Consider the following 18,766-nt stretch of genomic DNA (forward strand, 5'->3'; position numbering starts at 1 on the left):
TCAGGCGCCCGTCGCGCTCGGGCGCGGCATTTTCCTGAACAGCCGGATGAAGTTATCCGTGGTGATGTCAGCGATCTCGGCATCGCTGACGCCGATCGTCTCGGCCAGCACCTTGGCTGTATGCGCGACATAGGCGGGCTCATTGCGCTTGCCGCGAAACGGGATCGGCGCCAGGTATGGCGCGTCGGTTTCGACCAGCAGACGGTCGCGCGGCACATCGGCGGCGACGGCGCGCAGCTCGGCGGAGTTCTTGAAGGTCAGGATTCCGGAAAACGAGACGTACCCGCCGAGCGCCACGCCGATCTCGGCCAGCCGGCGTCCCGACGAAAAACAGTGCAGGATGAAGGGGAAGGCGCCCTTCCCTGTTTCTTCTTCGAGGATATTAGCCATGTCGTCGTCGGCGTCGCGCGAATGGATGACCAGCGGCAGACCGGTCACGCGCGCCGCGGCGATGTGGGTGCGAAAGCCCTGCGCCTGTGCGTCGCGCGGCGCATGATCGTAGAAATAGTCGAGTCCGGCCTCGCCGATCGCCACCACTTTGCGATGAGCAGAGAGCCGCACCAGATCATCGACAGTGACATCAAGCTCTTCGGCCGCATTATGCGGATGGGTGCCGACCGAGCAATAGACCTCATCGAAAGTCTCTGCAATCTCAAGCACTTGGTTAAATCGCTTCACCCTCGTCGAGATCGTCACCATTCGGCCGATGCCGGCCGCTAGGGCGCGGGCGACAATGGCCGCCCGCTCTTCGGCGAAATCCGGAAAGTCGAGATGGCAGTGACTGTCGACCAGCATCAGGCGCTTGTATCCGTTTGCTCGACATAGCGTGGAAATACCGGTTCCGGCGCCGGCAGCGGCGTACCGGATACCAGCGAATGGCCTTCCGCGACATGCTCGAAATTACGGCTGCCGGCCGGCACCGCCAAAAGGTCTAGTAGCTTTGCCGCCGACTGCGGAATGAAGGGCTGGCACAGCAACCCGACACGCCGGATCACCTCAGCGGTCGTCCACAGTACCGTTTCCATGCGCGCCGGATCGGTCTTCTTCAGTGCCCATGGCTCCTGCCCGGCGAAATAGCGGTTGGCTTCGGCCACCACGCCAAAGATCGCCGCCAGAGCAAAGTGGATGCCCTGGTCGGCCATCGTCCTGCGCGCCGTGACAAGGGCGGTATCTGCCTGATCGAGGATCGCTTTGTCGGCATTGCTCAATTCGCCGCGCTTAGGCACCACGCCGCGGCAGTTCTTGGCGATCATGGACAGCGAGCGCTGCGCCAGATTGCCGAGATCGTTGGCGAGGTCGGCATTGGTGCGGTTGACGATTGCATCATGGCTGTAGCTGCCGTCCTGGCCGAACGGCACTTCGCGCATGAAGAAATAGCGCACTTGGTCGAGGCCGTAGTGCTCGATCATCGCGAACGGGTCGACGACATTGCCGACCGACTTCGACATCTTCTCGCCACGGTTGAACAGAAAACCATGCGCAAACACGCGCTTCGGCAATTCGATGCCGGCCGACATCAGGAATGCCGGCCAGTAGACCGCGTGGAAGCGGATGATATCCTTGCCGATGACGTGGACGTTCGCCGGCCAGAAAGACCATCTCTCATTGGTCGGATCCGGATAACCGGCGGCGGTGATGTAATTGGTTAGGGCATCGACCCAGACATACATCACATGCTTCTCATCGCCGGGCACCGGCACGCCCCATTTGAATGTGGTGCGCGAGATCGACAGATCCTTCAGGCCGGATTTGACAAAGCTGATGATTTCATTGCGCCGCTCCGCCGGTCCGACGAACTCGGGGCTGTTCTCATAGAGCGCGAGCAGTCTGTCCTGATAGGCGGAAAGGCGGAAGAAATAGCTCTCTTCCTCGGTCCATTCGACAGGCGAGCCGAGCGGTTCGCGGCGCACGCCGTCGTCACCGACCTTGGTTTCGGCCTCGTCGAAATAGGCTTCCTGCCGCACCGAATACCAGCCACTGTAGCGGTCGAGGTAGATGTCGCCATTCTCAGCCATGCGCGTCCAGATCGCCTGGCAGGCCTTGTAATGACGCTCTTCGGTGGTGCGGATGAAAACGTCGTTCGAGCAACCGGTCGCTTCGAGCATCGAGCGGAAGATCGCCGAGTTGCGATCGGCAAGCGCTTTCGGCGTCAGGCCTTCGGCGTCCGCCGTCTGCTGCATCTTCAAACCGTGCTCGTCGGTTCCCGAGACGAAGAAGACGTCCTTGCCATCGAGCCGCTGGAAGCGGGCCAGCGTGTCGCTGGCGATGACATTGTAGGCATGGCCGATATGCGGCTTGCCGTTCGGATAGAAAATCGGCGTCGTGACGTAGTATTTTTCGCGTGCCATGGATGAGCCGTCATGAATGTCTGAATGAAAGATGTCGCGGTGAGATATCGCATCGAAACGGCAATTGCCATCCGACGCCAATGTGGTGGCTTCGAAGTTCCTGCGATTGATTGGGAATCAATACTCAGGGGCTTCAAAAGCCACGCCAGCGGCCGTCACATTCGCATTGCAGAATTCAGGCGGTCGATCATGGTCAGGGCGTGCTGCTTTTTGTCGAGGTTGTAGGTCTCGGTTTCAGATATAGCGTTCAAAGCCGCGTGCCAAGTATCCGACAGCGTTTTGGCTCGCGCGAGATCGCCGACGAGCGCGGCCTGGCTGGCGCCGGCCGACAGCAGATCAAGCGCACGGCGATTGAATATCTCGAACGGGATCGCCTGGTCGCGGCCGGCGACCGCCTCGGCAAGACGGTAGGCCGCCGCGACATCTAACTTCTTGGACATCACCAGAGCGTCGAGGGTGGCGGCGATTTCGAGCCCGCCATACTGCGTCAACAGGATCGCATTGCGCGCGCTGCCCCCTGACCGCTCCGCCAGCGCCGCGCGCGCCGCAGGATCCTCCGGTGGCGGCGGCTCGATGCCCTCCAGAACCGTCATCAAGCTCTCGGCATCGAGCGGCGCCAACCGCACCATCTGGCAGCGCGACCTGATCGTCGGCAGCAGACTGCCCGGCGCATGGACGATGAGGATGAATAAGGTGCGCGCGGGTGGCTCTTCAAGATTCTTCAGCAAGGCATTGGCAGCATTGGTGTTCATGTCGTCGGCGGGATCGACGATAACCACCCGGTAGCTGCCGTCGTGCGAGGTCAGCGACAGAAAACGGCTGACCTTGCGGATTTCGTCGACCGTGACCACTGTCTTGAAGCTCTTGGTCTTGTCGTTCGCCGGGCGTGTAAGATGCAGCACCGAAGGATGCGCGCCGGTGGCGATCTGTCGAAACAGCGACGAAGCCGGATCTGGAACGGCAAGGCTTTCCGGCGCCTGCTCGAAGGCCGGGTGCTTCAACAGATGATGCGCCAGGTGAAAGGCCAGCGTCGCCTTGCCGATGCCAACCGGTCCGGCAAAGATCAGTGCGTGCGGCAGCTTTCCCGAGCGGTAAGCGGTGGCGAGCATGTTGGCCGCCTGCAGGTGACCGACAAGACGCGGCGTCTCGGATGGCTCGGGCACCCCGTCCAGCGTGTCGTGCTGTTCGGGCGCGATGCGTTCGAAAATCATGCTGGCGCCGCCTGCTTTCTTTGCGCCGGCATCATCCTCTCGAGAGCCGCGAAGACCGCGGCGGTAACGACATCCTCCACCGCATCTAGGTCGGCTGAGGCATCGACGACAACGCAGCGTTCGGGTTCAGCTGAGGCGATCGCGAGAAACGCCTCGCGCCGGCGTTGGTGGATGGCCAATGTTTCTTTCTCGAAGCGGTCCGGTCCGTCACTGCTGCCCCGCCGGGCGGTAGCGCGCCTCAGGCCCTCGGCGGGGTCGATGTCGAAGATCAGTGTCATGTCCGGCACCATGCCGTTGATGGCGACCTTCTCCAATGCGTCCATGAATGCCGGGTCGAGGCCGCCGGTGACGCCCTGGTAGACGCGCGAGGAATCCATGAAACGATCGCAAAGTACGACCGAACCGCGCTCGACTGCCGGCCGGATGACCTGTTCGACATGGTCGGAACGCGCAGCGGCGAAAAGCAGAGCTTCCATCTTGGGGCCGAACGGCTCGGCTGCGCCTGAAAGCAGGACATGCCTGACCGCCTCCGCGCCCGGCGAGCCACCCGGCTCACGTGTCACCAGCACATCGTATTTCTTGGCGCGCATCTTCTTTGCCAGCCGCTCGATCTGCGTCGACTTGCCTGCTCCTTCGCCGCCTTCAAAAGTGATGAAAAATCCGCGCGCCAAAGCCTTTGTCCATACTTCGGGGACCGTATAGTCCCGGCGGAAAAAAAGGTCCACCGCGACGGTGCTAACGCAGCCAGCCGACGGCCAGTTCCTTGGCGGCGTCGAGCGCGCGCTGCGGAAGCGAACCGACACCGATCGACTCGGCGGCAAACAGCGGCGTCTCCTGGCTCAGCGTATCGCCGATCCAGACGCGCAGCGTACCCACCGGCTGCCCCTCCTCCACCGGCGCTGCCACCGGTCCGTCATAGACGATCCTGGCGGTGAGCTTGTCGCGGTTGGTGATCGGCAGGAAGATCTGCACCGGTCCTTTTGCCTTTAACGCGACACCGGACTTGGCACCGCCAAAGACCTGGGCTTCGCCAACCACTTCGTCCTTGGCGAATACTTCAGTCTTCTCGAAGGAGCGAACGCCCCAGTCGAGCAGCTTTCGCGCTTCCTCAGCCCGCTCACGGTCGTTTGCCAGACCGCTCATCGCCGCGATCACCCTTGTGCCGTTGTGGCTGACCGAGCCGACAATGCCGAACCCGGATTGCTCGCTGGCACCGACCGCGAGCCCGTCGGCGCCTATGTCCATGGCCAGTAGCGGATTGCGGTTCCTCTGGGAAATCTTGTTCCAGGTAAAATCCTTCTGGCCGTAATAGCGGTAGAGATCCGGGTAGTTGCGCCAGATATGCAGCGCCAGAAGCGCGAGTTCGCGAACGCTCGTTTGCTGCCCATCGGCCGGCAGACCGGTGGAATTGACGAAAGTCGATTTCTGCAAGCCGATCTGGCGGGCACGCCCGGTCATCTGCGCCGCGAAGTTTGCTTCGGACCCGGCCATCCCTTCAGCGATGACGATACAGCCGTCATTGGCCGCCTGCACGGTCACGCCCTGGATCAGGTCTTCCAGCCGGATCGTCGACTTGAGCTTGGCGAACATGGTCGATGTCCCCGAAGGAGCGCCGCCTTTGCGCCAGGCGTTCTCGCTCACCACGAAGGTGTCATCGAGCGTCATGCGCCCTGATTTGATGGCGTCGAAAGCCACTTCCATGGTCATCAGCTTGGCCAGCGAGGCCGGCGGGATCAACCTGTCGGCGTCCTTGGAAAACAGCACGGTTCCGGTTTCGGCATCGATCATGAAGGCCTGGGCGGCCTTGGTCTCGAAAAGCTGAGCTGAGGCCTGCGCAAGCGAGAGCAGCAGCAGGCCGAGCGCCACAAGCCCGGTGAAAGGGTGAAAAGATTTCATCAGGTTCGACCAATGAGCCGGCGCTTTTGCAAGTTGGCAGAAGCTATCAGGCTTTTGCCTGGCGGATCAATCGCGCGCGAAAAAACCAGGCAGCCCCAAGCTCAGTTGCGTACAGCAAGCGCATCCGGCGCACCATGCGACCACGCTGCCTGCAGCATCTCGTCCAGGCTGCCACGACCGTCGGCAAAGAGGTTGACCGAGTACCAGTCCTTGCCTTCAAGTTCCGAGCGCTGGATTTCGGTCTTGCCGAAGCTGGAAAGCTGGGCCGCCACACGCTCCGCTTCGGCGGCATTCTCGAATGAACCCGCCGCGACATAGGCGGTGGGCGACCCGGCTGGAGGGGCTTGCCGCTTCCACGATTGAAGAAGCTCGGCGGACGACATGCCGGTGCGATCCAGCCCGGCAAACGCGTTGGAGGCGCGCTGCACGCGCTCGTCGGCGTAAGACAGCGACGCCATGGTGAACGGCGATTGCGCCGGCAGGTTGATCTCCGGACGCTCCGGCACGATCGGGCCGAAATCGGGCAGTACAATGTCTCCCGAAGCAGATGCTTGCACCGCCATGACAGGCCGTGCATCGGATCCCTGCCCGGAATTCGTCAGCTGACCGGGGAACGGCACGGCAGCAGCGCTCACCGGCAGGCTTGGCGACGGCCCATTCATCGCGACCATGACGCCGCTGGGCAGACCGTCCGACGGATCCGGCGCCCTGTTGCCTGGACGATACGAAGCCACCAGATACTGCCCGTCATTGCCTTCGAGCGGCGCACGGCCGACATATTCAACCTTCACCTCGGCCGTACCGACATTGGCATAATCGAGCATTTCAGCAGCGCGCTTCGAAACATCGATGATGCGTCCATCATGATAGGGCCCGCGGTCGTTGACGCGCACGATCACCGAGCTGCCGGTCTTCATGTTGGTGACCCGCGCATAGCTCGGCAGCGGCATGGTCGGATGCGCCGCCGTCAGATCTGCCATGTCGTAGACTTCGCCGTTGGCCGTCAACCGGCCGTGGAAGGCCTCACCATACCAGGATGCGAGGCCAACCTTGGCGTAACGTTTGTCTTCCTTCGGATAATACCACTTGCCGCGCACCTGATAGGGCTTGCCGAGCTGGTCGCGTCCGCGAGACGTCTTGAACATGACGCGCGGGCTGGCTTTCACGCCGTATTCGGCTTCGGAAAAATATTCCTTGGAGCGAGGTTTCTTGTTGACCATCGCCCTTTGCTGCGGCCCGGCACATGCTGCAAGAAAGGCTGCCGACAAGGCAAACAGCGCGAAAGCGGAAGCGCGACGAAGACGCGGGCGCGCCGTGGTCTGCATATTTTGATTGTCCCCTATAGCATCGACGAAGGCACCGCAGCATGAACGTCAGCGATGCCAAAGCACCCACTCCAGAAACGCCGGCGACGCCCTACCCCAATCCTTTTTGTGCGCAGGAATTGTTTATCACCGTATTAACCGATTGTGGTCGGAACCGGGCGAGATTGTGGCATGGACCGCTTCGCTGATCGGCATGAAAATCATCGCTTATCGATCAGAAACGCTCGTTGGTGGCGCACTTTGCCCCTGGCTTGGCGTATCTGCGAGCGCAGATTCAGGGACCGAAGATCACAAGTTCGGTGAACGTCAGATCTCCAGGTGCGGGTGGTCTGGGACCTTTGAAGTATTTCAGCCCCTTGTTGGGGCGGTACCATCCCACCAAGCCTGGAATCCGCTCCTTGGCGTCGACAAAGCAAACCAGGATTCCGCTTCGCAAGAGAAAGCGCCCCATCGCGCCGGCGCAGCGGCCCAAATCCGCAAGCGAGCGGCAATAGATGACTTGGTGGCATCGGATAACACCGTGCAACATTCGGCGCGGCATCAACACCAGGGGGAACGCTACTCCGTCGCAAATGCAGATCAACGACAGGCAGCCCAGCGCGGCGTGTTCCGACAGTATGTATCTCTCACTCTCGGGCAGCATCGCCAATTCCGGGAGATCGGGACGCACTTCGACCACGCGACATGACCGCTGCGCCGAACTTAAAGCCGGCAAGAAGGTAAATTGTCCGCTGGAGAAGAGCCGAAAGCCGAGCGCCCGGTTGGCTTTCAATGTCGCTTGTGCAGGCGAAATGTTCGTGTAGGTCACGTCCTTCCGCTTGAGAACCGCCGCAACCAACATGGCGCCATAGGGACGGAAATCTGCATCGACTGACCAGCTTGAAAGATTGCAGCGAATTTCCTCGCTCTCCGACCCGTGATAGCGAGCATAAAGGGTGAGCACGACGCCGACGATCCGACCGGCATGCTCCAAAGCAAAGCCATATTGTGGGAACTCGGCAACCGCAGGCCGCTGCGACAAGCGGGTCAGAGCGTGTATCCAGTAACTCCGATTACGCGCCGGAAAGCCCCTGCACAGGCAATCAACCACTCCCTCCCAGTCGGTTTCGCGGACTGGTCTACAGCGAAGACCGGGCGGGAGAGCGCCAAGTACGGCCAAAATCAACTCCAGAATACGATTTACTTACATGTGCCTAACGCGCCCAACATATCAGCGCTCAACGATTAATAGTCCGTGCGGGTTTTAAAAACGATTTTCCACACTCAGCACAAACACAGCTCGCCATGACGCTGCTCAACGCCCTGGATCGCGCCGAAAGGTGCGGCCGCCACGGTTGACTTGGCGTTGAATGCGGCTTTACAGGAATGGAGCGCGAACCGGTCGGGGGAACGTCCTGGTGCCAATCCGGTACCGACAGCTCGAACCCGCTCCTCTCGCGATATCCTAAGTGATTGAAAAATCACCTTGGAGGGATGGCCGAGCGGTTTAAGGCACCGGTCTTGAAAACCGGCGTGGGTGCAAGCCCACCGTGGGTTCGAATCCCACTCCCTCCGCCATATCCGTCTTCAATCCTGCAGGCATGACGTCGAGTTTTCCGCTCGTCGGATTCTCGACTGCCTGGGTTTAACAGGCCGGTCCGCTTCGGGGCGACCGCCGCTCTGCCCCATGCAGCGCACCACCTCTCGCGTCGCTGAAATGCAACAGGTGCTGATCGTGGCAACGATACCAAAGTACCGGTGACACTATTGCGTAATCAACAACCTGCCACAAAGCGAAGACTGTCGCCCGCCGCGCAGCCGCGCTTCGTCGGGTTGCTTTCTCCGCGCGAATATGGTGCTTCTCCCGCCTATGAATAAACTATTTTCTGCGGTCCTCGCATGGACGATAGTGGCTTGGCCGGCCAGCGCGATGGACAGCGCATTGCGCGCCGGCCTGCTGAAACTCGATCCGCAAACCCGGCTGGAGCAGCGATGCGACGCCGAAATTCTCGACCGGATTACCCGCGACGACCACAAATACAAAGCCGATCGTGTCGTCGCCTACGCTTTTGCGACGCCCGAAATGGGCGCCGATGCGATCAAGAGCCCGGGTGCTGCGTTTCGCAGCAATGGACAGTGGTACCGGCTGAAATTCAAATGCGAAACAGCGCCGGACCATATGGAAGTCCTGCAGCTCCGCTATCGGATCGGTGATGAAATTCCGGAAAGCGACTGGCCCAAATACAATCTCTATAACTAGGCATTCGCGACCTGTGGCCGCATTTGTCGGTGTTCGGGCCGATCGTCGCAAACTCTGTATATCGCCGCAATAACGGGCGGTTTGCCGACCGTGTTCCAACCAGTCCCTTGACGCGCGGGAACCATACACGTTAGGCCCTCCAGGCATTCGACGCGAACGGTCGGCCAACCAGCAAGGGACTTCCAGTCGATGGAAATTTTCACTGCCGCGGGTTTCTCTGCCCTGCTCCAGGTCATCGCCATCGACCTCGTGCTTGCAGGCGATAACGCCATCGTCATCGGCTTGGCCGCGGCCGGCTTACCCGTCGAGCAGCGCAAGAGAGCGATTCTCATCGGCGTGGTGGCGGCGACGGTGCTGCGTATCGGTTTTGCTGCGATCACCGTCACCCTGTTACAGATTGTCGGCCTGCTGCTGGCCGGCGGCATCTTGCTGCTGTGGGTGTGCTGGAAAATGTATCGCGAGCTGCGCACGTCGTATGCCGACGAGGTGGAGGCGACCGAAGCGCTGTCCAATTCCGATATCAACAGCGATGATATGGTGGCCGGCAAGGCGCGCAAGAAGACCTTGGGTCAGGCGGCATTGCAGATCGTCATCGCCGACGTGTCGATGTCGCTCGACAACGTACTGGCGGTCGCCGGCGCGGCGCGCGATCACTTCCAGGTGCTGGTGATAGGCCTCGTCCTGTCGATCGCGCTGATGGGCCTTGCCGCGAGCTTCATCGCCAAGCTGCTGCACCGCCATCGCTGGATCGCCTATATCGGCCTTTTGATCATCTTTTATGTCGCACTCGATATGATCTACCGGGGCGCGGTGGAAGTCTTGCCGCATGTCAGCAGTGCGGTGAGCTGACACGCCGACTCGAATTCTCATCGGCCGGCCTTTCAGCTTCGGCGAGCCTTCGGCGACGCTGGCGGTTGCGTTTCGCCGCAGCCGCTGCCCATACCAATGCCGCGACAAGTGTGATACTGCGCCGCCAATCCTGAAAATCCGGAAAAGCTTAGATGTCCGCCCCTCGCGTCAGTTTCGTCAGCCTTGGATGCCCGAAAGCCCTTGTGGATTCCGAGCGCATTATCACCCGCCTGCGCGCCGAAGGCTACGAGATCGCCCGCAAGCACGACGGCGCCGACCTGGTCGTCGTCAACACCTGTGGCTTCCTCGATTCGGCTCGCGACGAATCGCTCAACGCCATCGGCTCGGCACTTTCGGAGAATGGCAAAGTCATCGTCACCGGCTGCCTCGGCGCCGAGCCGGACGTCATCCGTGAAAGACATCCGAACGTCCTCGCCATCACCGGACCACAAGCTTATGAAAGCGTGATGGCGGCGGTGCATGAGGCTGCCCCCCCGAGCCATGATCCCCACATCGACCTTTTGCCGCCGCAAGGGGTCAAGCTCACGCCGCGCCACTATGCGTATCTCAAGATTTCGGAAGGCTGCAACAACCGCTGCACCTTCTGCATCATTCCGGCGCTGCGTGGCGACCTGGTATCGCGGCCGGCCGCCGACGTGTTGCGCGAAGCCGAGAAGCTGGCCAAGGCCGGGGTCAAGGAGATCCTCGTCATCTCGCAGGATACCAGCGCCTACGGCATCGACATCAAATACCAGACCAGCATGTTCGGCGATCGCGAAGTGCGGGCGAAATTCCTCGATCTATCGGAAGAACTGGGTAAGCTCGGTGTCTGGGTGCGCATGCACTATGTCTATCCCTACCCGCATGTCGCGGACGTCATTCCACTGATGGCCGAGGGCAAGATTCTTCCCTATCTCGATATCCCATTCCAGCACGCCTCGCCGCAGGTGCTGAAGAACATGCGCCGGCCCGCTCATGGCGAAAAGACGCTCGAGCGCATTCGCGGCTGGCGCGACGTCTGCCCGGACCTTGCCATCCGCTCCACCTTCATCGTCGGCTTCCCCGGCGAGACGGACGACGATTTCGAGATGCTGCTCGACTGGCTGGACGAGGCCAAGATCGACCGCGCCGGCTGTTTCAAATACGAGCCGGTCAGAGGCGCCCGCTCCAACGAGCTCGGCCTCGAGCAAGTGCCGCAGGAGATCAAGGAAGCCCGCTGGCACCGCTTCATGCAGCGCCAACAGAAGATTTCGGCAACGCAGCTAACCAAGAAAATTGGCAAGCGCCTGCCGGTCCTGATCGACGAGGCGCATGGCAATTCGGCCAAGGGCCGGACCAAATACGACGCGCCCGAAATCGACGGCTCGGTCCATATCCAGTCGCGGCGGCCACTGCGCGCCGGCGACATCGTCACGGTCAAGATCGAGCGCGCCGACGCTTACGACCTTTACGGCTCAGCAGTCTGATATTCCGTCCAAAATGAAAAGGGCGCCGCGGCGCCCTTTCGTTCGATATGTTTCCGACCGCCTACTGCGGCAGCTTGTCGTCGACGCCCTTCACGTAGAAATTCATGCCGAGCAACGTGGCGTCGTCGGCGACCTCGCCCTCCTTCAGCCAAGGTGTGCCGTCCTGCTTGGCGACCGGCCCGGTGAAGGGGTTCCAGCCGTCGGCGATCTTCTTGGTGGTGGCTTCGGCCATCGCCTTGACGTCGTCGGGCATGTTGGTGAACGGCGCCAGCTTGACGGCGCCGTCCTTAATGCCGAGCCAGACATTATCGGGCTTCCAGGTGCCGTCGAGCGCCGCCTGGACGCGGCTGATGTAGTAGGGACCCCACTCGTCGGTCAGCGCGGTCAGCTGCGCGTGCGGCGCGAACTTGATCATGTCGGAGGACTGCCCGAAGCCGTGCAGCTTGCGCTCCTCCGCCACCTGCAAGGCAGCGGTCGAGTCGGTGTGCTGGACGACGATATCGGCGCCCTGGTCGAACAATGCCTTGGCAGCATCGGCCTCCTTGCCCGGATCGAACCAGGAGTTCACCCACACGATCTTCGCCTTGAAGTTCGGGTTGATCGACTGTGCGCCGAGCATAAAGGAATTTATGCCCATCACCACTTCCGGGATCGGGAAGGAAACGATGTAGCCGGCGACGCCCGACTTCGATTGCTTGGCGGCGATCTGGCCAAGCACGTAGCGGCCTTCGTAGAAACGCGCATTGTAGATGCCGAGATTTTCGGCCGTCTTGTAGCCGGTGGCGTGCTCGAACATCACCTTGGGGAATTTCTTGGCGATCTTCACTTCCGGGTCCATGAAGCCGAAGGACGTGCCGAAAATGATCTTGCATCCCTCGCGCGCCAGGCGCTCGAAGGCGCGGTCGGCATCGGGGCCTTCGGAGACGTTTTCGAGATAGGCGGTCTCGACCTTGTCGCCGAGTGCCTTTTCCACCTCGAGGCGGCCTTGGTCGTGCTGGTAGGAGTAGCCGAAATCGCCGATCGGGCCGGTGTAGACCCAGCACGCCTTCAGCTTGTCCGCCGCCTCGGCTGATGCCGCCAGCGACAATGCGGCCGTCGCCGCCATCAGGGCAATAAGCAGTTTTTTCATTGTGTTACCTCTCTGAGTTAAGCCTTGGAGCTTCCGTCTTTTTGTTGTCAACGATCCGGAACGAATGGCTGGCCCAAGGAGGCCGGCGTGTTCATCATCGTCAAACGCTTGTTGCGCGAGATTAGAACGAGAACCACGACGGTTGCCAGATAGGGCAGCGAAGAAAGCAGTTGCGAGGGAAACGATTTTAAGAACGCAATTAACTTGTAGAGCAACCAGGGCGCGTCGACGAAGTCCTGCAGATTTATGGCTTGGACGTGAAGCTGGCCAACCCAGATCGCGCCGAAAATATAGGCGCCGGCCAGCACCCGCCAGGGCCGCCAGGAGGCGAAGACGACCAGAGCCAGCGCGATCCAGCCGCGGCCGGCGGTCATGTTCTCCACCCATTGCGGTGTGTAGACCAGCGATAGGTGACCGCCGGCGAGGCCGGCACAAGCGCCGCCGAAAATCACTGAGAGATAGCGGTAGCGGATGACATGGATGCCAAGCGCATGGGCGGATGCATGGCTGTCGCCGATCGAGCGCAGCGTGAGCCCGGTGCGGGTCTTGAACAGGAACCACATGACGGCGGCGGTCAGCGCGATCGAGATGTAGAAGATTGGATCCTGGCCGAACAGCAGCCTGCCAACGACCGGGATTGCGGTCAGGCCGGGAATATCGAGGTTTGGCAGCCTTTCGCCGGGCTGGCCGACAAAATTCGTTCCCATCATGCCGGAAAGGCCGAGGCCGAGCAGTGTCAGCGACAGGCCGGTGGCCACCTGATTGGTGGCCAGCGACAGCGTCATGACGGCGAACAGCAGCGAGAACACTGCCCCCATGGTGATTGCCGCCAACAGCCCTATCCAAGGCGAGCCGGTGAGATAGCCGGCGCCGAAACCGCCGACGGCACCCATGATCATCATTCCTTCGACGCCGAGATTGAGCACACCCGAACGTTCGACCACTAGTTCGCCGATCGCCGCGATCAGCAGCGGCGTCGCCGCCGTAGCGATGGTCAAGAGGATGTTGACGGTGATGTCCATCAGCGGGCTTCCTCCAGCTTCGGCCCTGCCTCGAGCTTCGGCGCGGAAAAGCCGGTCAGGCGAATGCGGTAATGGATGAGCGTGTCGCAGCCGAGCACGAAGAACAAAAGCATGCCCTGGAACACGCGCGCCACCTTGTCGGAGATGCCGAGCGCGCTTTGCACTGCCTCGCCGCCCAGATAGGTCAGCGCCAGCACAAGGCCTGCGGCGACGATGCCGAGCGGATTGAGCCGGCCGAGAAATGCCACGATGATAGCGGTAAATCCGTAGCCGGGCGAGATCACCGGCTGCAATTGTCCGATGGCTCCCGAGACCTCCGAAATCCCTGCAAGTCCGGCCAGTGCGCCCGACAGCAGGAAGGCAAAGAAGACCATGCGGTTAAGGCCAAACCCGGCGAAGCGCCCTGCCCTCGGGCTTGAGCCGAGCACGCGGACCTCGAAGCCTTTCAGCATACGGCTCATCAGGATCCAGATCAGTATCGCCGCGATCAGCGCGAAGACAAATCCCCAGTTTGCCCGGCCGGATTCCGGGAGGAGTTCCGGCAGTATCGCCGAGTCGTTGAACTGGATGGTCTGCGGGAAACCATGGCCCTGCGGATCGCGCCACGGCCCGCGTACGAGCCAATCGAGGAAGAGCTGGGCGACATAGACCAGCATCAGGCTGGTCAGGATCTCGTTGGTGTTGAAGCGCGTCTTCAGCAGTGCCGGGATTGCAGCATAGGCGGCCCCACCGACCATGCCGAGCAGAAGCATCAGCGGTAGCACCAATGGGCCTTCGAACTGCGGAAACAGCACGGGGATGATCGAGCCGACAATGCCGCCCAGGATGAACTGGCCTTCGGCGCCGATGTTCCAGATGTTGGCCTTGTAGCAGACCGACAGTCCGACCGCGATCAGGATCAGGGGGGCGGCCTTGATCGCCAGCTCATGCAACTGCCAGACCTGGCTGATCGGTTCGATGAAGTAGATGCGGAACGCGGTCAACGGGTTGACGCCGAGCAGCGCGAACATGATGGCACCGGCAATGATCGTCAAAACGAAAGCGATGAAAGGCGAGAGTGCCGAAAACAGCATCGAGCGCTGCGGGCGTTTTACAAGTTCGAGGCGCATCAGGCCGTCTCCAGTGTATGTTCGGCATGACCGGGTTCGGCGCCGCCCATCAGCAGCCCGATTTTCTCGAATGTCGCTTCAGCTATCGGCAGCGGCTTCGACAATTCGCCATTGTGCATGACCGTGATCGCATCGGAAATCTCGAACAGCTCGTCGAGGTCCTGGCTGATCACCAGCACCGCCGAGCCGCTGCGCGCCAGTTCGATCAGCGCCTGGCGGATGTGGGCCGCCGCACCCGCGTCGACCCCCCAGGTCGGCTGATTGACCACCAAGACGCTTGGCCGGCGGTCGAGTTCGCGGCCAACGATGAATTTCTGCAGATTGCCGCCCGAAAGAGCCGCAGCCTCCGGATCCGGCGCGCTCTTGCGCACGTCCATTGCCTTTATGATGCGCTGGGCAGCGGTATGGATCGCATCGCCCTTGACCATTCCACCGGCGCCGACAAACATCTTGCCATCGGTGGCGTGGCGCGACAGAAGCAGGTTCTCCGAAAGCTTCATGCGCGGTGCTGCGCCATGGCCGAGCCGCTCTTCCGGGACGAAGGCAGCGCCCATCAGACGCCTGCCGGTGATGGTGAGGCCGCCGGCATCCTTGCCGCGGATGCGGACCGAGCCGGCATCCGGCTGCAGCACCTCGCCGGAAACGGACTCGAAGAATTCGCCCTGGCCGTTGCCGGCCACACCGGCAATGCCGATCACCTCGCCGGCGCGGACCTCGAGATTGATGTTCCTGAGCGGGATCGAGAACGGGGTCGCCGGCTTGCGGGTGAGTTCGCGGATTTGAAGCAGCACCGGCGCGGTCTCGATACCCTCGGCCGGCGCCCGCACTACGGCCAGCACCTCGTTGCCGACCATCATCCGCGCCAACGAAGACGCGGTTTCCTGGCGCGGATTGCAATGGCCGACCACCTTGCCGTGACGCAGCACGGTGGCGCGGTCGCAGATCCGTTTGACCTCTTCCAGCCGGTGCGAAATGTAGAGGATGGACTTTCCTTCCGAACGCAGCCGTTCGAGCGTCTCGAACAACTTATCGGCCTCCTGCGGCGTCAGCACCGAAGTTGGTTCGTCGAGGATGATGAGTTGCGGCGTCTGCAGCAGGCAGCGGATGATTTCGATACGCTGACGCTCGCCGACCGACAGATCACCGACCAGCGATAGCGGATCGAGAGGCAGGCCGTAACTGTAGGAGAGCGCCCTCGCCTTGGCCGCGATCGTGCTGATCGGCGAGCCGTCATCCAGCGACAGCGCGATGTTCTCCGCCGCCGTCAGCGCTTCGAACAGGGAAAAATGCTGGAAAACCATGCCGATGCCGAGCTTTTTTGCGGTGCCGGGGCTGGTGATCCTGACCGCCTGGCCATTCCAGAAAATCTCGCCGGAATTCGGTTCCAGCGATCCAAACAGCATTTTCACCAGGGTCGACTTGCCGGCGCCGTTCTCGCCAAGCAACGCATGGATCTCGCCCTTGGCGATGTTGAGATCGACATGGTCGCACGCCGTCAACGTGCCGAATATCTTTGTGAGGCCGCGAACCTCAAGCAGGTTTGCGCCGTCCTGATCTGCACTCACGGTGCCTCCATCTGGTTTGCCAGACATGTTCTGTGTTCCCGCAAGCATCGTATGCGCGGGCTGCTCTCTACGGTAAGCGCCTCACGACTTGAAAGAGCTTCAAGAATTTCAGCGGAAACTCAAGCGGTAAAAAGCAGTTCGCAAGAACGGCGGCGTCGGCGGCCCGAAACGGCGGGCACCTAAGGGATAAGTATTGTTGTCCCGGTGGTCCGGCGCCCTTCGAGATCGGAATGCGCTTTGCCGGCCTCGCTGAGCGCGTAACGCTGGTTGATCTTGATCTTGACGGCGCCGCTGAGCACCACGTCGAACAAGGCGGTGGCGGAAGCCTCGAGGTCCTCGCGCCTGGCATTATAGACGAACAGCGTCGGCCGCGTTGCGAACAGCGAGCCCTTCTGCGCCAGCAACGAGATGCTGAAGGGCGGGATCGGCCCAGACGATTGACCGAAGCTGACGAAAGTGCCGAGCGGCCGCAGGCAATCGAGCGAGGCTGGAAATGTGTCGTTGCCGACTGAATCGTAGACAACGTCGCATTTCTTGCCACCGGTGATAGCGGCAACGCCGGCCACGAAATCCTGTTCGCGATAGTTGATCACGTGGTCGAAGCCATGCGCCTTGGCGAGCTCGATCTTGTCGGTGGAACTCGCCGTGCCGATCACTGTCGCGCCAAGATGCTTGGCCCATTGGCCGAGGATCAGCCCGACACCGCCCGCCGCCGCATGAAACAGGATCGTGTCGCCGGCTTTCACCTTGAATGTACGGCGCAACAGATATTCGGCGGTCATGCCCTTTAGCATCATGGCTGCGGCCTGTTCGTCACTGATGCCGTCCGGCACCTTCACCACGCGGTCGGCGGCGATCACGCGCTGCCCGGCATAGGCGCCGGTCGTCACGGCGTAGGCGATGCGATCGCCGGGTTTGAGCCAGTCGACATCCGAGCCGACATCCAAGACCACGCCGGCCGCCTCGCCGCCGGGGATCAGCGGAAATCCGCCCTGCGGCGGATAAAGGCCAGAGCGATAATAGACGTCGATGAAATTGAGACCGATCGCGGTATGCTTGACCAGGATCTGTCCCGAGCCCGGCTGCCCGGGATCGGCATCCTCATAGGTCAGGACCTCCGGGCCGCCATGGGCATGGATGCGGATCGCTTTGGACATTTTCTGGCTCTCTTGGGATCAGGCTTTCTTATCCGGCTTGGCGCCGAGATTTGGGAAGAACTGCATGATAGCGCCGATGCAAGCGAGGTAAAGCCCGGTGACCGTAATCCCGATCTTGATGAAATCGCTGACCTGCTCGCCCAGCACGCCGATCTGGTCGTAGAAGGAGGCAAGTGCGGCCTGCGCCAGCGCCAGCGCGCCGAAAGCGCACCAAAGCAGCGTCATGCCGAGATTGATTGGCCGCAGCCGCTTCACCCGCACCGGATGGATGAAATTGATCGGCACGAAGGTGAGAATGCCGGCCACCACGACCACGGCGAAAGAAACCCATTGTCCGGGCTCGATGACGAACAGCGTGAACACCACCATGTTCCAGACGACCGGAAAGCCCTTGAAGAAATTCTCCTTCGTCTTCATGCCGGTATCGGCATAGTAGATTGCGCTCGACACCACGATGATCGCCGCCGACAGGAACGACAGGCGCTCGCCCATGAAGCCGCGCTGATAGAGCGCGAAGGCCGGAATCAACACGTAGGTCACGTAGTCGATGATGTTGTCGAGCAGTTCGCCCGACCAAGTCGGCAGGATTTCCTTGACATCGAGCTTCCTGGCGATCGGCCCGTCGATGCCGTCGACGAAAAGCGCCAGCCCCAGCCACCAGAACATCGCCGTCCAGCGCTGCTCGCTTGCTGCCACCAGCGACAGAAACGCCAGGAATGAGCCCGACGCGGTCAAGAGATGGACCGAGAACGCCCGCGCCTGAGGCCATGTGACTTTCTTCTTCGGCCGCGGAATCCGGTCGGCGATTTTCCTGGCCGTCGTCTTCTTGCTCACGGGCCCCGCCAGTCCAGCTTGCAGATTTCGGCCGAACGGCCAGCAAAGTTCCAGTTGCGGCCAAAGGCCCGCATTTTGCTCTTGTCGGATTTGGCGACGATGATTTCCGGCGCAATCCAGTATTCCGAATTGCTGATGACCGTATCCTTGTCGCGATCCTTGCCGGTAATTGGCGTCACCGCACCATCGATGATCTTCGGTATCTGAAAGATGCGTGTTTTCTCACGCGTCTCGTAGGTGATCGGCACCTGCTCGGCACCGAGGAACTGTCCGACCAGGATGGAGAGCAGCGATGTGGTTCCACCGGCCTTGCCGGTGAATATCTTCGTCAGTCCCTTCATAGCGTAAACCGAGGCGCGCTTGTCGATGAACAGGCCCGCCGTCCAGTTGCCGCGGCTCATATAACCGGGGATTTCCATGACCAGCCCTAGATTGAGGCCGGACAGGTCGACCTCGCCGAAATGGCCGGCATCGATCCGGAACCCCGCCCAGGTTTGGCAATAGCCTTCCGTAGGCGGATGATTGCCGAGCGACAGAACGCAAGGGCAAAAAACCGTGCAATTGCAGGAAAGGATGAGCTCTCCCTTCATTGCCCAGTTTTGATCTGTCATCGAAT

Annotated in this window: 17 protein-coding genes and 1 tRNA gene; 4 read left to right on the forward strand and 14 right to left on the reverse strand. The window is 61.2% G+C overall.

Annotated elements, in window-relative coordinates; translation table 11 throughout:
* The 7 genes from NKJ15_RS12760 to NKJ15_RS12790 all read right to left on the reverse strand — a co-directional run bounded on the left by NKJ15_RS12760 (position 1) and on the right by NKJ15_RS12790 (position 7,801).
* Complete coding sequence (locus NKJ15_RS12760) at positions 1–795, reverse strand: TatD family hydrolase (RefSeq protein ID WP_352815551.1); 795 nt, start codon at positions 793–795, stop codon at positions 1–3.
* A complete protein-coding gene (metG, locus tag NKJ15_RS12765; RefSeq protein WP_352815662.1) occupies positions 795–2,381 on the reverse strand; it encodes a methionine--tRNA ligase in 1,587 nt (528 codons plus the stop codon). The genes NKJ15_RS12760 and metG overlap by 1 nt, the downstream gene beginning before the upstream one ends.
* Positions 2,382–2,503: 122 nt before the next feature.
* Positions 2,504–3,559 (reverse strand): DNA polymerase III subunit delta', encoded by a 1,056-nt coding sequence (locus tag NKJ15_RS12770; protein WP_352542015.1) that lies wholly within the window; start codon positions 3,557–3,559, stop codon positions 2,504–2,506.
* Positions 3,556–4,230 carry a dTMP kinase gene (tmk, locus tag NKJ15_RS12775; RefSeq protein ID WP_352542016.1) on the reverse strand — a complete coding sequence of 225 codons (675 nt, stop codon included), beginning with the start codon at positions 4,228–4,230 and terminating at the stop codon, positions 3,556–3,558. The genes NKJ15_RS12770 and tmk overlap by 4 nt, the downstream gene beginning before the upstream one ends.
* 64 nt (positions 4,231–4,294) lie before the next feature.
* Complete coding sequence (locus NKJ15_RS12780) at positions 4,295–5,455, reverse strand: D-alanyl-D-alanine carboxypeptidase family protein (RefSeq protein ID WP_352471861.1); 1,161 nt, start codon at positions 5,453–5,455, stop codon at positions 4,295–4,297.
* Between the two features lie 101 nt (positions 5,456–5,556).
* Positions 5,557–6,780, reverse strand: a complete 1,224-nt coding sequence (locus NKJ15_RS12785; RefSeq protein ID WP_352815553.1) for a septal ring lytic transglycosylase RlpA family protein — start codon at positions 6,778–6,780, stop codon at positions 5,557–5,559.
* Between the two features lie 274 nt (positions 6,781–7,054).
* Complete coding sequence (locus tag NKJ15_RS12790; RefSeq protein ID WP_352815555.1) at positions 7,055–7,801, reverse strand: hypothetical protein; 747 nt, start codon at positions 7,799–7,801, stop codon at positions 7,055–7,057.
* Between the two features lie 446 nt (positions 7,802–8,247).
* Here NKJ15_RS12790 and NKJ15_RS12795 point away from each other — a divergent pair.
* The 4 genes from NKJ15_RS12795 to rimO all read left to right on the forward strand — a co-directional run bounded on the left by NKJ15_RS12795 (position 8,248) and on the right by rimO (position 11,334).
* Positions 8,248–8,337 (forward strand) — tRNA-Ser (locus NKJ15_RS12795).
* A gap of 274 nt (positions 8,338–8,611) precedes the next feature.
* Positions 8,612–9,019 (forward strand): DUF930 domain-containing protein, encoded by a 408-nt coding sequence (locus NKJ15_RS12800; RefSeq protein ID WP_352815556.1) that lies wholly within the window; start codon positions 8,612–8,614, stop codon positions 9,017–9,019.
* A 189-nt stretch (positions 9,020–9,208) separates the two neighbouring features.
* Complete coding sequence (locus tag NKJ15_RS12805; protein ID WP_023675054.1) at positions 9,209–9,868, forward strand: TerC family protein; 660 nt, start codon at positions 9,209–9,211, stop codon at positions 9,866–9,868.
* Positions 9,869–10,020: 152 nt separating this feature from the next.
* Entirely contained in the window at positions 10,021–11,334 is a 1,314-nt protein-coding gene (gene rimO / locus NKJ15_RS12810; RefSeq protein ID WP_352448918.1) for a 30S ribosomal protein S12 methylthiotransferase RimO, read from the forward strand.
* 61 nt (positions 11,335–11,395) lie between these two features.
* Here rimO and NKJ15_RS12815 read toward each other — a convergent pair whose 3' ends face one another.
* The 7 genes from NKJ15_RS12815 to NKJ15_RS12845 form a co-directional block, all read right to left on the reverse strand.
* Entirely contained in the window at positions 11,396–12,463 is a 1,068-nt protein-coding gene (locus NKJ15_RS12815) for a BMP family ABC transporter substrate-binding protein (RefSeq protein WP_352815559.1), read from the reverse strand.
* 47 nt (positions 12,464–12,510) lie between these two features.
* Positions 12,511–13,485 (reverse strand): ABC transporter permease, encoded by a 975-nt coding sequence (locus NKJ15_RS12820; RefSeq protein WP_352448916.1) that lies wholly within the window; start codon positions 13,483–13,485, stop codon positions 12,511–12,513.
* Positions 13,485–14,597 (reverse strand): ABC transporter permease, encoded by a 1,113-nt coding sequence (locus tag NKJ15_RS12825; RefSeq protein WP_352448966.1) that lies wholly within the window; start codon positions 14,595–14,597, stop codon positions 13,485–13,487. Before NKJ15_RS12825 ends, NKJ15_RS12820 begins: the two co-directional genes overlap by 1 nt.
* A complete protein-coding gene (locus NKJ15_RS12830) occupies positions 14,594–16,186 on the reverse strand; it encodes an ABC transporter ATP-binding protein (RefSeq protein WP_502906898.1) in 1,593 nt (530 codons plus the stop codon). Before NKJ15_RS12830 ends, NKJ15_RS12825 begins: the two co-directional genes overlap by 4 nt.
* A gap of 152 nt (positions 16,187–16,338) precedes the next feature.
* Complete coding sequence (locus NKJ15_RS12835) at positions 16,339–17,316, reverse strand: quinone oxidoreductase family protein (RefSeq protein ID WP_352766611.1); 978 nt, start codon at positions 17,314–17,316, stop codon at positions 16,339–16,341.
* 18 nt (positions 17,317–17,334) lie between these two features.
* Complete coding sequence (gene pcsA, locus NKJ15_RS12840) at positions 17,335–18,111, reverse strand: phosphatidylcholine synthase (protein WP_502893794.1); 777 nt, start codon at positions 18,109–18,111, stop codon at positions 17,335–17,337.
* Positions 18,112–18,146: 35 nt separating this feature from the next.
* Positions 18,147–18,761 carry a DUF1326 domain-containing protein gene (locus NKJ15_RS12845; protein ID WP_352502444.1) on the reverse strand — a complete coding sequence of 205 codons (615 nt, stop codon included), beginning with the start codon at positions 18,759–18,761 and terminating at the stop codon, positions 18,147–18,149.
* Positions 18,762–18,766: the final 5 nt, after the last annotated feature.

Origin of the sequence: Mesorhizobium sp. M0207 (assembly GCF_040321995.1) — a bacterium.
In the GTDB taxonomy this organism is placed as follows: Bacteria; Pseudomonadota; Alphaproteobacteria; order Rhizobiales; family Rhizobiaceae; genus Mesorhizobium.